Source organism: Granulosicoccus antarcticus IMCC3135, from assembly GCF_002215215.1.
Classification (GTDB): Bacteria; Pseudomonadota; Gammaproteobacteria; order Granulosicoccales; family Granulosicoccaceae; genus Granulosicoccus; species Granulosicoccus antarcticus.
The window spans coordinates 7,639,242-7,653,941 of record NZ_CP018632.1 but is presented as its reverse complement, the minus strand read 5'-3'; the positions used below and the strand labels follow the sequence as shown (position 1 = coordinate 7,653,941).

Sequence of the window (14,700 nt, the reverse complement as noted above, 5' to 3'; positions counted from 1 at the left end):
TCACGAAGCTGTGTTCGCTCTATTTACAAAATACCGAAACACAGCATGCGTCGTCAGACGCAGGACAAATAACACAGCAAGGAAGCATGCAAGCGAAACAACTAATCGGAGCCAGAATGGATAGTGAGACAAATTTTTAGCTGCATTAAACACAAAGAATATGAACATGGCAATTCCGTATGCCGATGAGTAGGCTGCATGTTCCCAGAGCTCTTTTTGAAGGAGTTTTTTTTGCCTTCGCTTTTTTTTGTCCGTCAGTTCGGTACTTGTGTTGTTGCGATTATTCTTGATAGAGGAATACGTCACCACACCACACAAAAGTGCGATAACGCCAGCTATCAAGACATCCGTGATTTCGAACATGGTCGGTTCTCGTTGTTTTCTTGCTTTGGGAGTTTCCGCAGACTGACAAGCTACTGATGTGCTGGTATCAATTGATCCGCGCAGTACCTACAGAATATAACAGGAGCTGAAGGTGGGCACACAGTGGCTCGCCAAGAAAAATCACGTGATCTACATATTGGTCGAAGCGGTGGAAAAAGTGCGTATGAGCTCTTGTGATCACAGCATTGATTATTGCAATTCGACGATTACACTACTGAATAGTTTGGAAGTATGCATTGAGCAATGCACGTTAAATATGAGCTGGAGGCATGCGAAGACGCATTATCTACTGAGGCGAACTGCCCAATGTATGACTTCCACCTCTGAAGTATCGTTTTTTGGTTAATTCTCCGAATCTCTTTGAACGTCTGTCGTAACTCCGCCGCGATACACACTCCTCCAGGTTCTCGTGGTATGCAAAAAGGATATCGATGATATGACTATGTTAGATGACGACGGTCAGCCAGTTGCCCGCCGTTTTGGTGCTGCACGAATAAATGACAGAAAAATAGACGAGCTAATTGGCCTGTGTCGAGGAGTACTTGCCGATGGGGCTGTTACGTTAAGCGAAGCGCAATATATGCAAGATTGGCTTCGTGCGAACAAGGATATTGCAAATCACTGGCCTGCAAATATCATCTTCTCAAGGATTGAGTCTGTACTCGCCGATGGAGTTCTGGATAGCGATGAGGAGAGAGATTTAATTGATACCTTGATAAAGGCAACTGGCGACCCTCAAAGTGATGGTCAGATGCGATCAAACTCTAGTGGTTTACCTTTGTGCGAACCCTATCCGGATATTGAATTTGCAGACCGAATATTTTGTTTTACAGGTAAATTTGCTACAGGTTCTAGAAAGTACGTAGAGGAAGTCGTTAACGGTTTGGGGGCGAGCTCAAAGAGTGGTCCTTCCGGGAAAGTCCATAGCGTCACTCAAAACTCCCTGAGTGACGCCATAGCTACAAAAGCTAGCGAAAGTTCCCGCAGCCCTCAGTTCACATTCAAACTAACAACACCCGAACGCTGCCAGCTAGACCAGTTACCCGCATTGGTGCTGACAAAAAAGAACTCACCAGACTCGGTGGCTGTCCAGTCCGTGACATCACCCGGCAGGGTGGTCAGGTAGCTACCATCGCCGCGATGGACGTTGATGGTTTTTGCACACGCCGTTGGCCAGCTGACGTTCAGTCCTGCAACCTGGGGTGCGACTGCTACGCTGGTATCACCGTCGTTGGCATTACAAACTGCTTCGCCAGATAGAAGCGTGACTTCATTGCTACCCATCAGAGGTTCACGGATATCACTGATCATGATGGAACTGCCGAGTTCTTTGCCTAGAAAATCTGGCGTCAGCTTGAATGTGCCACCACCCGCGATATCCCGAGGAATCATCAGGCTGTTGGTTTCAGTCCGGGTGACCAGTTCACCGTCTTGCCATACCAGGGCGAACAGTTTGGTCTGGTTCCAGACAAGTTCACCGAAACTCTCGCCATACTCAAAACCCTGCAACTGGTAGCTCTCATTTTCATTCGACGTTGTACCGTTTGGTAGCAGGAAGGCAAAACGATCACCGGGTGTGCCCAGATACACTGAAAAAGGATAATCCGTTGTCAGATCGGCAGCGCCATCGTTGTTGACGTCAGTAAACTTATTCAGTTGCTCGAAACCCATTATCTGGGATACCTGATCCGTGCTCAGTACCCCTGGGCTGACATCTCTGGGCAGGCCTTCGGCACTACCGTAGAGAATCAATGAGCTGTTGTTGTAGAAATCGGTTCCCGGTGCGGTCAGTGCCAGCTCCATCGATTTTCTAAGGGTGTTGGTGCGTACATCATCATAACCATCAGCATCGAAATCGCCAATACTCTGAATGTTGATAGATGCCGATTCACCTTCTACCGTGTCAAATTCCAGAGCATAGGCATTCGCCGCCTGCTGGAAGGTGTCAGGCATCAAGGAGCCTTCTGCTTGTAAATAGGAGCCACCGTGAATTACCCAGGTGACGCTGTTGTTGTCGTCCACCCGAGCTTCATTCATGCTCAGATCCTGTACACCGTCTCCATTGACATCGCCCAGGTTCTGCACATAGCCACAGTATTCTTCCGATTGCAGATAAAGAGTCTGCTCAGCACTGAAATCCTGCTGATCCACATTTGCAGGAAAGTTGCCTATGCCGCCGGCATAAACAACGCAACTCCTTTCGGATTCTGAATCCTCGCTATCCGGGTACCATTCCATGGAAATCTCGCCCAGTCCGTCCTGATCAATGTCCTCCAGAACAGTGCCGATATACCCGGTAGTAATCGTCGTTGCAACATGGGCATCGGCGTCGGCAGCATCGTAGACAACCCCGGGAACCAGATCGCCTTTGAGCAATATCGCTCCTACATATTCGAAGTCGTTAATCAGGAAATCAGGTACACCATCACCACTGATATCGCTAATCGATTCCAGATGCAAATCACCTTCTATGGATTGCAGACCAGGTCCTGAATTCTGGCAGATGGAATCATCGGAAGACAGGTAGGGATAGCCGATATTCCTGACTCGTGCATAAGCAGACAGGTCACTGGAATCGATATCTCCCTGTGAGAGTTGAGTCGAGGGTACATAGACCAAGGTCAGGCAACTGATGCCGGGCTCACTCACCATGAATGCTCTTTCGGGCAGAGCGTCACCGTCTCTGTCTGCAAGCTCATAGATAGAGCTGTAAATATGACCGTAGGTCAGCTCTGTTCCATCGAAGCTCAGATTGGGTTCCAGCAATACGTGATTGGGGGATTCAGGTGAGGCGTTGTAGTCGAAGCTATCCGCGTGCAGTGTGCCGGCGTAGAGGCCGGGCAACATCAAGGTCAGAAGTAGTGAATATTGTTTGTATTTCAGCAAATGTTTCATACCGGGTCCATGAGCAAGAAAAATGACCAGTACATGCGGTACTGGCTCGCATATTATAGGCCTCGAAGAAACATTGCTCAGCGGTAATAATGCACAGGACGCGGTGAGTGACTGTATTCCTTTTTGTACGTTGCAGACATCATTCTGTCATTTCATGATGGCTACACGATAGCCCTAGGGCCGATCTAATGCAGCTTTGTAGTGTTCATAAGTACCCTTCACTGCAATCGTATTGGGGTGGTCTGCACCGACGACCTTCTCTAATATTTCAACTGCTTCGATATACAGGGGGCCGGCTTCAACGTAACGCTCTTGGGCTCTGTACAGCTGCGCCAGATTATTGAGACTGGTGGCTAAAGCCGGGTGGCCTCGTCTTGCTGTTTTTCTTCGAGCTGCTTGACTCCAGCGCTATCAGCGTCGGTGGTAGCGGCGACATTGTCACTGTCTGTCGTCAGTTGTGACACGGGAGGCTTTGATTCTTCGGCGCCGGCTGTTCCCCAAGCAACGGGAATCAGTGTCGTCAATCCGGCCGCCACCATCGTTAACCAAACTTTGTTTCTATTGTTCAAATGTCGCATCTATGCTCCAAATAGCCAGGAAAGGCTTCGATTGCTCATCGTGCTACAGAGCCGCAACTCGTTTTAAGGCGGCTCAGCGTGATAATCGAGCACAGGCACAGAATGCGAGTTGCTTGCATTTGGAATCAAGCAACCAAATCTACAACCAGAGTTTCTGGAGAGCATTCTGGCATACAGTCCCTTCTCGGAACGCTGGCAAAGGTATGCAGGTGTTCCCAACAGTCAACCATCGGTACAGCTGGCAGGCTGTATCTGCCCCTTTCCAAGTGAAGAGACAGCGAACATCATGTGTCGAGTTCTTGCCTATATCGGGCCAGAGATACCTATCGAAAGTCTGCTGCTGGAGCCGGAGAATAGTCTGATCAATCAGACTCTGGATCCTGAGCTTCATCCGTTATTGCAGCTGGCCGGCTGGGGATTTGGCGCATGGGGTGAGCATCTTCTGAAGCCAGAACAGGCATTGCTGTATCGCAGGCCGATGGCCGCTTTCTATGACGACAATGCCAAAAGTTTCATTCCCAGTTTGCAGGCCAGCACCATGTTGGCCCACGTCAGAGCGGCAGCCTACAACTCGAACACGGTTCTGGCTGACGAAAACTGTCATCCCTTTTCCTATAAAGAGACCCCTTGGATCATTGCCCAGAACGGTGCCTTGCCGAACTGGAGAGTCTTGCAAAAAGAATTGCTATCGCACTGCAAGGATAAGTATCTGGAGCAGATGCGCGGCACTACTGATACAGAGTTTCTTTATGTGCTGCTACTCTCGTTGCTCAAGGGCGACAGTGACGAGGAAGTTCAGCAGGGCTTTGAGGACATGTTGAAGCTCATTAGTGAGGCTATGAAAAAGCTGGACCTGGCTGAGCTGACGAAGTTGAAGATTGCTCTGGTTGCGCCCAATCGAATTATTGGCGTCAACTATGGTTTGGGGCACCAGGGAGAAACAGAGGTCGCTGGGGATTGGAAAGAGTTGAGAAAATCCGGCCACGGCACCGATGACTATGCTTTGTCCATGCTTCTGGAACCCATGTATTTGCTGACAGGTCGAAATTTTCAGGATTACGAAAAATCCTACGGCATTGATGTCTGCTCTGACGATCAGGCGACATCGGCCATCTTTGCCTCTGAGCCATTGACCGAGAATACTGACGACTGGTCAAGACTTGAGTTTGGCGAGATTGTCATGCTTGAGAAAAAGGGCGAAAGCATAAGCCGAAAGGTGAGCAAATTAAACCTGTAGATGGCCTGAGTGTTTAGGAAAATTCTCGGTGAGAGCACTGCATAATTGAATGCAGATGTAGCCATCTGTGAGCAGCTCGCTACAAACGGATTGGCATCCAGCTATAGGCGGATGGCGCGAGGTCCGACTTGCGCTAATGCATCCTCCAATGACGATGCACCGGTCAAGTTCAGAATCTCAGCCTCATACCCAGCCATCAAAGGCGTTTCGATGTTCTGCCTTTTTAGCGAGATCAAATAGCTTATACCATCCTTGTGTTGAGAGCCGGCTTTGCCCTTGGCGCTGTTGATAGCCAGGTGGGCTAGCTCATTTACTGTAGGGTGGGAGATATTGGCTTTGATGCTGGTGTACAGAACAACATCAATACCGCCCAGGCCTTCAACTTCAACCACCATCACCTGATTGGCAGGAGCTCCGGTCGGGTTGGCGTAGTGCCTGTCTGAGCCTTCGTTCCGGGTCTCTCTTCTCCACAGCAGGTCTTTAGCCAAATCGATCCCGACAGTAGTATTCAGAACCAGGATGACACCCTCGACCGATGCCCCAATGCTATTGACCGGAACAACCGTAGGTGCACCATCCCGTGTTCGGCTTGAGCGGGCGAACTCGATATTAAAGGGGGTTTCTACATCGTTGACACGACCGGATATCAGCGGTTGCAACTCTATGCCCGGGTCTTCAATCAAAGAACCGTATGCGAGTATTCCGATGGTGTTCATGGGGCTAAGCGTTTTTGATTAATAGTCCGAAACATCTGAGGTCGTGGTATCGGCCTTTCCAATATCCTGCATCCCGACGTAGCCCTTCTTCCTTGAACCCCAGTTTGCGCAGGACAGACTCGGATCTGGAGTTGCCAGGGATTGTTTCTGCCTGAATGCGGTGCAACGCTCCCCAGGGCAATTCATTGAAAATGGTGCTTTTCAGGATCGCATTGATTGCCTCGGTTGCATAGCCGTTGCCCCAATACTCGGGCAGCAAATCATAGCCCAGCTCAGTGCTTCTCATTTCCCGATCCCAGGATTTGAACCCGACGGTGCCGATGAGGCGTGAGTCTTTTTTCAGTCGTATTGCCCAGCGGATACCGGTGCGTTCATCGAAGCGTGCTCGAAATTCATGCACTATATCGGCTGCTTGTTCCCTATCTGTGAGGCATTCCAGATCGTGATACTCGAGAACTTCTGGCAAGGTAAATAGTTTGTGTATGGCTTTGACATCTTTGTCTGTGATCTCATCAAGCCGCAGTCGTGGTGCGTCTACAACCGGGAATTTGATGTGTGAGTTTTTATCCAATGCGTTCAGATAGTCGATACGTAGAAAGACACGTTATACACTATCTCATTGGCGTGATACATGCGATTACGCGCAGGGATGCTGGTGGTGATCAGGACTTCTTGTTTGCTCAAAATTCTCTCCAGTTGTATCTAGTAGACAATGGATGTCTGCCCGAATCACCAACGTCCGTAGCCCGCTTCAAGGACATTCGCTCATGCCATGATGTCCCGGATGATGTCTCAATTATCCAGAGCTTCCTTCACATCCTGCTTGTACTCGCTCTCTGGGCGGGTGGCTTCCTGTTCGCATCGGGCCCGCTCGTCGACATCAACAATTTGAGTGCAGGTGCTGCGTCTCCATGTTTCATTGCCTTTGTAGGTGCCACAGCCTGTCAATATGGCGGTCACTAGAATGAGCAAAGCTAATGGCATCGTGTTGACTCTTCAAAGTTATACATGAAGAACCATTGTGGACTTAAACCAGCTGTAAAGACAGGTTAGACAGGTCCGTGAGGCTCGATGCGGGATGAGGCCAATAGAAGTTATGCACTGGCTATACCCCGGCACACACTACAGAGAACTCTATTGTTCAGCGTCAGGCTCAAGATGGGTTGCCGGTCCTCGATCATCGAACTGAGCTTCTATGATTGATCGCCCCTGTGTCAGATTCACATCCCGCAAACGGCCTTGACTGAGATCAATGGCATGCCGGCTTTCATCACGCATGGCTTCGATCTTGTCGGGGTCTACGCCTGGCACCTTGCTGGCATCATTGATCGGATTGTCAGCATCGTGCATCGGTGCTGTCACATCGCTTTTGTCTGCCAGAGGCTCACCCAGATATTCCTCGTCATCCCGAATCTCATCGGAACGAATGTCCTGCCTCATTTCTTTATTGGCAGCAGCGATGGTATCGGGGCCATGCCTGGGTGCTGTCTGGCCATTGTCGGCCTGATCCTCACTGCCGCGGATGTCGCTGGCGTGATCGCCATGGCGCAATTCATTATTCTCTGAAGCGATTGTATTGGACGTGTCATTTTCAATATCTGAAATAGTCATGTCATCTCCACGGAGTTGTTTGTTTGCTCATTGTTTCTGGTTACCAGTGTGGCTGAGTCAGCGGACTGGTTGAGCGTGATGTAACAACTATCGACTAATGAGATGTGAGCTTGGTAGTCCTGATCATTTCATTGGCATGCCGTACATTCTGCCTATTTTCAAGCGGCGTATCTGCAGCTCTCAACTTTGAGGGCAGGTGGCGAATGCGGCCTGAAACAGACTTCAGGTGTTGCCATTGAATATGCGTTGATGCAGCAGATTCGTGCCGACCCGATAGGCAAGCTCGGCAGGGTGCTCCACATTCCACAGGGCCAGGTCTGCACGCAAGCCGGATCGAATCATGCCCGTATCCTGCATACTCAGAGCCATGGCCGCGTTGCAGGTCACACCGGCAAGTGTCTCGGCGGGTGTCATGCGAAACAGGGTGCAGGCCATATTCATGACCAGCAGCAAAGAGGTCATGGGTGAGGTTCCGGGATTGCTATCGGTGGCAAGCGCCATGGGTACGTGGTGTTTGCGGAAAGCTGAAATGGGAGGTAGTTGAGTTTCACGCAATGTGTAGAAGGCACCAGGCAGCAAGACGGCTACGGTTCCTGCATCGGCCAGGGCTTGGACATCCTCTTCGTTGGCGTACTCGACATGGTCAGCAGAGAGAGCACCATAACGAGCAGCCAGCTTTGTACCACCGATATTCGATAACTGTTCGGCATGTAATTTGACAGGTAAGCCCAGTTCCTGCGCCTTGTCGAATACTCGAGAGATCTGTTCGGGGGTAAAGGCGATACCTTCACAGAAGCCATCCACCGCATCGACCAGACCGGCAGCGTGGGCAGCTTCCAGAGTTGGCAGGCAGACCTCTTCCAGGTAGGCATCATCTCGCCCTTTGTATTCCTGAGGTGCTGCGTGAGCGCCCAGAAAAGTGGTGCGGATGCGAACGGGTCTGACCGTTTCGATAGCGCGTGCGGCACGCAGCATGGCCAGCTCTGTTTCTCGATCCAGACCATAGCCGGACTTAACCTCTATCAGAGAGACGCCTTCTGCCAGCAGTGCATCAACTCGCGGTAGGGCGGATGCGAGCAGGTCGTCAACGCTGGCAGCGCGTGTGGCCTTCACGGTGGAGACTATGCCACCACCGGCGCGTGCTACCTCTTCGTAGCTGGCACCTTCCAGACGCATCTCGAACTCGATAGCACGGTGGCCGCCGTGAACGATATGTGTGTGGCAATCAATGAAGGCTGGAGTCAACAACCGTCCACCACAATCCTGCTGTTCGTGGTCTGCAAACTCGGCTGGCAGATCCGCTTCGGGACCCACCCAGGCGATTGTTGCCTTATCAATCACCACGGTGCCGTTCTCGATGAGCCCGTAGGGCTGGTCTCCGTCCATAGTGGCGAGAGTCGTATTAACTAGGCGCATCGAAATCTGCCTGCATGGATGATGGAGGAAATCATTATGTCCATACATAATGTGACTGTCAAGACGAGAAATTGTGCCTTTGTAGAGGCGGGTAGATCGGTGGCAGGGCTGTTAGGCGAGATGTATGGCAGCGGGATTGAGACAATAAGGTCTCAGTTAATTGAAGTCATCAATGCAGTCGTCTCTGGTGCAAACGATGTTTGCGCAGTGAGAATCAAAAGTTGCATCACTATTGTGCCGGGTCAATTTCTAAAATGTTCTTCATATTGCTCCACATCTCCGGGGATATCCGACCACTGACGAGCTGAGCGAACAAATACATGTCGTCGTTCTAAATTGGTGAGCTCAGACCAGTTCTGTTTATCAAGCGTGCCTACAGAAATGGACTGTATGGATGGAACGGATTCCAGGGTAAGGCCGATACTGGATCCGCAGTTATTGCAGAAATGTTGGTCGAGCCATCGACCAGACTCATCTGATATGTGCCGATAGACCGATAAGGTATCGGGGTGAAATAGAACCTGATCTTCATGAAAAACCAGTTCAACACCGAACGCAGAGCCTGTGCGTCGCTGACACCAGGTGCAATGGCAGATGGTTACTCGTAGGGGAGAACCGATGAGGCTGTAGCGAACTTTTTTGCAAACACATCCGCCAGCCTGCATCTCTAGTTCAGAAGGTTTCATGTGATCTCTCAAGTTGCCTACTGGCTGCGACTGATGGGTTTATCGTTATTGTGCGGGTTGAATGTTATTCACTGATCAGAATCAAGTGCTGCTATGCCTTTCAATCCATGTGCGTATGGAGGGGCATAGAGCATTCTGTTCTGTATGTACGGGGCAAAGTTTCTCTCGAAGCGTGCAGCATATTGTGAGAAAAATCTTGCAGCAGCGCTCTCGTCACAAAGTGATTCCTCTACACAGACCCACAGGCTCTCCATAAAACTGACCATTTCGTTCAAACTATTCGCTAAAGGGGATTTGCTGTCTGCGGAGCTGTCAATCCATTGAAATACCATTTTCTGGTGTATTTCAGCTTTGCGCGTATCGTCTTCTGGAATTGCGGCTACTTGACTGATGTTGTTCTCGTTTTTCCACAATATATCGTTAATATCTCTCTGCGCCAAGCCAACACCGGTGTCTTGGTCTCTGAATTCGCTCACGTAGAGCAACGTTCGTTCGACACGAGTATCAGTTGAATTCTGTTCGTATTGGATATATACGAATATCACGCCGACGACAGCCAGGCCGTGAACGAATAATTGAGCCCAGTCGTTTAGTGTTGTCTTTGCTGGATCAAAAGCGCGGCTATTTGCCGGAGAGTTTTTCAATAAATGAGACTGCCTGACACTGGACCCCGCAGGATCCAGATGCTAGAAAAGCATGTCTTTGTTAGAAGTCCTCGTCGTCCCAGTTGGGCATTGACGATCGGGACAGGCCACGCTTCCACGGGGGGTGAAGTTCTTGATGTCTTTGTTCGCCCATGCGCCTTATCGGATCCTTGTAGAGTTCTTCGCAGGCGTGCAATAGCGCACGGAGCAAATTATGCATTTCACCGATATCCTCGTCACTCAGTGAGGACAGAGCGTCGATTGATGGCAGTGCGTCCCATAGTTTGGTTTTGTCGTTCATCACACCCGGCTCTTGTGAGGTTCTACCGGACTGGTTACATGAGGTCGATTCCTGTTTATCATCCCCTGCCATTCGGTCTATTTCATCGTCAAAACAAAGATGCCGCTGGCGTGGATCACATTGCTCATCAAGCTCCGGCGTGCGGCACTCTATGATGTCCTCGCTGTAGAGCTCCCAAACCGTATCGCGCAAACGGTCAAGATAATCAACAATGGCGGCAGCTTCCTCTGGCGTCCAGTAGAAGGCCACATCAACACAACGTGAGTTCATGAGTCTTTGCCTTTTGGTTTGGGCGTTCTTGTCACTTTGGCTCGGGTCCCTTTCTTTGAAGCTGCTCTTTTTTTGGCCTCATGGACTCGATACGATTCACCCTTGATCACCAGTATTTCTGAATGATGCACCAGTCGATCAACAATGGAGACCACACTGCCGTTGTTGGGGAACATGGATGCCCATTCGCTAAACGGTTTGTTGGTAGTAACAATGATCGGCTTCTTCTCGTAGCGACGGTTGACGATCTCAAATAGAAGATCCGCATGTCGATCGCCATAGGACAGATAGCCCAACTCATCAATGACCAGCAATGAGGGGTGAGCGTAATATCTGAGCCGGCGTCGCAACGCGTTATCACCATCCTGTGATGCCAGATCTCCAAGCATTTCGGCAGCATTGACATACAACGCGGTATGACCTTGCATCACCGCTTCATGCGTGATGTTTTGAGCCACAGTGGATTTGCCCAAGCCATTTGAACCGATCAGTATGATATTGCTTGTCTCGTGAATAAACTCCAGATTCATCAGCTCCGAGATGGCGCCTTTGTCGCATTGTTCAGGCCATTGCCAGTCGAAGTCTGCCAGTGGCTTGAAGCGCCCAATGTGAGCGCTGCTTAGACGTCGTTCAAGGCCGCGCTGTGTTCGTTCTACCTCTTCCCACTGCAGCAAAGAGGGGATCCAGGCAATCTGATCCTTTGAGAGTTCATCCCAATGTGCTAGAAGGCCATGAAGTTTCAAGGCCAGGGCGCGTTGTTGTAATTCACTATTTAATGGAGTCGTCATCTGTCTCTCCCGGCACGCTATTGTCGTTGTCGTTGTCGTTGTCGTTGTCGTTGTCGTTGTCGTTGTCGCTCAACTGGTCATAGCAATCCAATGAGCCCGGGCGCACGACAATGTGATTAGCGCGTGCGTTAGCTGGCAAGGGTACGATCAGTGGTGGTGGACGGTTGTGCTCATCACGCCGTCGTTCAAGCACAATGCGCACAGCATTGGGATGTGGAACCTGTTGTCTCAATGCCTCTGCAATGGCGTGTTCAAGCTCCTGTGCCCCGTAGCTGTCCAGCAGGTTCAGTAGCTGGGCAACCACCTGGCTAGGCCGGTAGCCACGCTTGGCGCCTTGTGTCAGTAGTGCAGTACTGCTCGGTGCAGACTGCGAAAGCCGATCCTGGCCGCGGTGTGCACGCCCCCGACGCTTGTAGTTAACGAGTGCCTGCAGATGCGCAGGATCTTCAATCTGTTCGCCTTTACCATAACTGCGAACATGGCTGGCAATCACCTTGGCACCATCAGTGATTCGCACCGTGCCCATCGAGGCAAGTACTGTCAGCACGCGACGCACATGAGTGTGTGGCAAGCTATAATCGTTGAGATCGTAGCGTGCGTACGGTGTTTTTCCGATGGACACACTGACCCGATCATCGGCTGGATACGGATTGTCCGGTAATGCAATCAGGTGCTCCTTCTCCTTTTCAAACGCTTCACCGACCGTGATTGATGTATCCGCCTGGCAAGGGCGTTGGGTACTGTGCTCAGTGCACCATTGGTCGGCCTGTCTATTCAGATCATCCAGATCACGGAAGTCACGGGCCGCAAAGAAATTCTCGCGTATAAAACGAACTCCTCTTTCAACTCGGCCCTTCTCATTCCCCCTGTACGGTGCGCAGGGGCGCGGTTCGAAACGATAGTGTGCCGAGAGTTTTAGCAGTTCGGGATTGAATGTGATCGCATCACCGTGGCGTTGAATGACAGCCGATTTCAGGTTGTCGTACAATACAACTCGAGCAACGCCGAGATGCTCGAAGGCAGCAACATGTCCCCGCAGAAAACTCTCCATGCGTGCGTTAAGATAGAAGCGTACGAAGATCATGCGGCTCCAGGAAAGCACCATCACAAAGGCCATCAACGGACGCTTGGCCCGGCCGATTTGCAGATGACCGAATGAGCCCCAGTCACATTGCATTTGTTCTCCTGGAAAAGTCTTGAGACGCTGGAAGGCCTCCGGATTTTTCCGGGGACGCAGCTCCGCCACGCGAGCACGAAAGTGACTGGAACACCCGTTATACCCGCGATTACATGCCATCACATATAGGCGAGTAGCGGTCAGATCGGGGAACTTGTCCAGCGTGGCTACGATGAAGTCGTTGTAGGGATCGCGTATCGATCGTGACTCGGTTCGCTCAGATTGTGGCACACCAACCTGGCTCAGTACACGTTCAACCACGCTGTGATGAATATGCAGCTGGCGGGCGATGGTATTGACACCCCAGTGCTCGACAAAGTGAAGCCGTAGAATCTGGCTATGCAACTCAGCATGAATCGTCATGGTGGTGTCCCTTTGTAATTCCGATGTCGAGAGTGATGTCGTGTTGTTCGCAGGAAATCGATTCTCATAGCCTCATTGCAGGCACGTTGACACCCGTTGCAGTAAACAAAACGAGACTGTGTTGGCCTGGATATCAGTGGAGCACTGCCGGACTCCTCGACGGAACCCCGGTGCGTTACTATGGGTGAATCGCAGGGTGTTGCACTCGGTTCTGAGTCAGGTGGCTTTAGCGTGAGCGGGGGTTGTTTGCTCGACTCGAGATCCGATTCAAGCATTGCTTTACGCAACCGGTTACGACGTTGACGGGCGGCAGTGCTACGCCTGCCTTTAGGACTGCGTCGGTAGCGTTTTGCGTTTCGTTTGCAGCGTTCTTTATTTGCAGCCTGGGCGCATCCATCGAAGCAGTAGATATTGCCTCGATCACAGTGGCGGCAGATAATGACCGGTTGGTGGCAACGAGCGCAGTGGTAGCGCCGTGCAGTGTCCAGGTCGTCCATCGGCAATCCCTGCCGGGTAGCTCTGGATTGAAACCTAATGAAGTGCGATACTTCACTTGGCTGTGTGAAAACACGGTTGGGGATGCGGCGTCAGATCGGACCGTCAAATCAGGACTGGCGTCGCGTCTTTCTACACGGCCATTCCTTCCTATCAGTTGATTGAGTCTGTGTCACGCGAATCAGAGGATCGGTAACAAACTAACCTGGAACCCTGAACAGAAGTGATGAGCAGGGTTGTTTTATAATGCACTAGCTCCCCGGCAACTATGCGCGGGTATTGAGCGTCGTATACAAGTGTACGGGGTGGGGTTGGCATGTTCATGGTTGTCAGGATATTTTATGAGCATTCAGCCAAATTGAAGGTGTATTTCCCCGACTCCGGGTAAAGTGCTGATCGCTCCATTATTTCGGTGCTTTGTCTAAAACACATTTAATCTGTTGATGTGAAAGAAACAGTACAAATGACATCCTGGACTGATGCTCACGGGATTGGCTTATCATGCCTACGTCGGGTTCTGATGCCATCGCGATCGTGGACTCATTTTCTTGCGTAATGGGTGGAAGAACATCCTCTACGAATTCAGGCTTTGCCGCGCCCAGAGTGATTTCGTTGATATCCGAATTGGTCTCTTCTTGATTCAGCAAGACTTCAGAAGTAGCCTATTTCGCGCCTGCAATTTGTGCGCATTGGCTTGTTGTCAGGCGGCGGTCTATCGTATGGCCCGGACATGATTTCTCGTGGTTAAGCTCATTGTGAAAAGCGAATGCATTCGGATCGAGTCCGAATGCTTGCTGTATTGCGCTTACCGTGGCGAGCGTGGATACGTGTTGTTTTACCGTGGGTCGTTCGTGTCCAACGTCGAAATTCCCGATCATCTCGATCATGAACGGTCCAACGCTCGCATTACCATTGAAGCCTGAGGCGCTTGCTGGAGGCAACTACCATGGACGACAGAGCCAGATTGTGCCGACGGGATCGATTGTCACGTGTTGGGCAATGTCGCGCCAATGATTATGTTCTGTGTGCACGCGCCACATACGTTGACAAAGCTCAAGCCCCGCAGCCTCCGTTCCCCCTAGGCGAACAACAAGTGAATCAAAGAGTGCGGCGGTTGGAACAAGCGTATGGTGCAGGTG

15 protein-coding genes are annotated in these 14,700 nt (G+C 50.9%); 1 reads left to right on the top strand and 14 read right to left on the bottom strand.

Translation table 11 applies throughout. The features are described 5' to 3' along the window. The 4 genes from IMCC3135_RS33280 to IMCC3135_RS33265 form a co-directional block, all read right to left on the bottom strand. The gene (locus IMCC3135_RS33280; protein WP_088921509.1) at positions 1–363 is read right to left on the bottom strand and encodes a hypothetical protein; all 363 of its coding nucleotides are present in this window, start codon (positions 361–363) and stop codon (positions 1–3) included. Between the two features lie 1,011 nt (positions 364–1,374). After that, positions 1,375–3,279 carry a hypothetical protein gene (locus IMCC3135_RS33275; RefSeq protein ID WP_088921508.1) on the bottom strand — a complete coding sequence of 635 codons (1,905 nt, stop codon included), beginning with the start codon at positions 3,277–3,279 and terminating at the stop codon, positions 1,375–1,377. Between the two features lie 174 nt (positions 3,280–3,453). After that, the gene (locus IMCC3135_RS35695; RefSeq protein WP_418251453.1) at positions 3,454–3,606 is read right to left on the bottom strand and encodes a tetratricopeptide repeat protein; all 153 of its coding nucleotides are present in this window, start codon (positions 3,604–3,606) and stop codon (positions 3,454–3,456) included. 26 nt (positions 3,607–3,632) lie between these two features. Then, the gene (locus IMCC3135_RS33265; RefSeq protein ID WP_157736511.1) at positions 3,633–3,848 is read right to left on the bottom strand and encodes a hypothetical protein; all 216 of its coding nucleotides are present in this window, start codon (positions 3,846–3,848) and stop codon (positions 3,633–3,635) included. 118 nt (positions 3,849–3,966) lie between these two features. Here IMCC3135_RS33265 and IMCC3135_RS33260 point away from each other — a divergent pair, with 118 nt between their 5' ends. After that, positions 3,967–5,094 carry a class II glutamine amidotransferase gene (locus tag IMCC3135_RS33260; protein ID WP_205737831.1) on the top strand — a complete coding sequence of 376 codons (1,128 nt, stop codon included), beginning with the start codon at positions 3,967–3,969 and terminating at the stop codon, positions 5,092–5,094. A 101-nt stretch (positions 5,095–5,195) separates the two neighbouring features. Here IMCC3135_RS33260 and IMCC3135_RS33255 read toward each other — a convergent pair whose 3' ends face one another. The 10 genes from IMCC3135_RS33255 to istA all read right to left on the bottom strand — a co-directional run bounded on the left by IMCC3135_RS33255 (position 5,196) and on the right by istA (position 13,066). Next, complete coding sequence (locus IMCC3135_RS33255) at positions 5,196–5,810, bottom strand: hypothetical protein (protein ID WP_088921506.1); 615 nt, start codon at positions 5,808–5,810, stop codon at positions 5,196–5,198. A gap of 4 nt (positions 5,811–5,814) precedes the next feature. Then, positions 5,815–6,381, bottom strand: coding sequence for a GNAT family N-acetyltransferase (locus IMCC3135_RS33250; RefSeq protein WP_236994710.1), 567 nt, complete (start codon positions 6,379–6,381; stop codon positions 5,815–5,817). Positions 6,382–6,602: 221 nt separating this feature from the next. Continuing rightward, positions 6,603–6,794 carry a hypothetical protein gene (locus tag IMCC3135_RS33245; RefSeq protein WP_088921505.1) on the bottom strand — a complete coding sequence of 64 codons (192 nt, stop codon included), beginning with the start codon at positions 6,792–6,794 and terminating at the stop codon, positions 6,603–6,605. A gap of 150 nt (positions 6,795–6,944) precedes the next feature. Continuing rightward, the gene (locus tag IMCC3135_RS33240; RefSeq protein WP_088921504.1) at positions 6,945–7,421 is read right to left on the bottom strand and encodes a hypothetical protein; all 477 of its coding nucleotides are present in this window, start codon (positions 7,419–7,421) and stop codon (positions 6,945–6,947) included. Positions 7,422–7,643: 222 nt separating this feature from the next. After that, positions 7,644–8,837: an imidazolonepropionase gene (gene hutI / locus IMCC3135_RS33235; protein ID WP_088921503.1), complete on the bottom strand. Its 1,194-nt coding sequence runs from the start codon at positions 8,835–8,837 to the stop codon at positions 7,644–7,646. A 242-nt stretch (positions 8,838–9,079) separates the two neighbouring features. Next, positions 9,080–9,523, bottom strand: coding sequence for a GFA family protein (locus tag IMCC3135_RS33230; RefSeq protein WP_088921502.1), 444 nt, complete (start codon positions 9,521–9,523; stop codon positions 9,080–9,082). Between the two features lie 68 nt (positions 9,524–9,591). Continuing rightward, a complete protein-coding gene (locus tag IMCC3135_RS33225; RefSeq protein ID WP_088921501.1) occupies positions 9,592–10,167 on the bottom strand; it encodes a hypothetical protein in 576 nt (191 codons plus the stop codon). Positions 10,168–10,228: 61 nt separating this feature from the next. Continuing rightward, positions 10,229–10,738, bottom strand: coding sequence for a hypothetical protein (locus IMCC3135_RS33220; RefSeq protein ID WP_088917073.1), 510 nt, complete (start codon positions 10,736–10,738; stop codon positions 10,229–10,231). Then, complete coding sequence (istB, locus tag IMCC3135_RS33215) at positions 10,735–11,526, bottom strand: IS21-like element helper ATPase IstB (protein ID WP_088917074.1); 792 nt, start codon at positions 11,524–11,526, stop codon at positions 10,735–10,737. Before istB ends, IMCC3135_RS33220 begins: the two co-directional genes overlap by 4 nt. After that, on the bottom strand, positions 11,507–13,066 hold the full coding sequence (istA, locus tag IMCC3135_RS33210; protein WP_088918997.1) for an IS21 family transposase: 1,560 nt from the start codon (positions 13,064–13,066) through the stop codon (positions 11,507–11,509). The genes istB and istA overlap by 20 nt, the downstream gene beginning before the upstream one ends. Positions 13,067–14,700 lie beyond the last annotated feature (1,634 nt).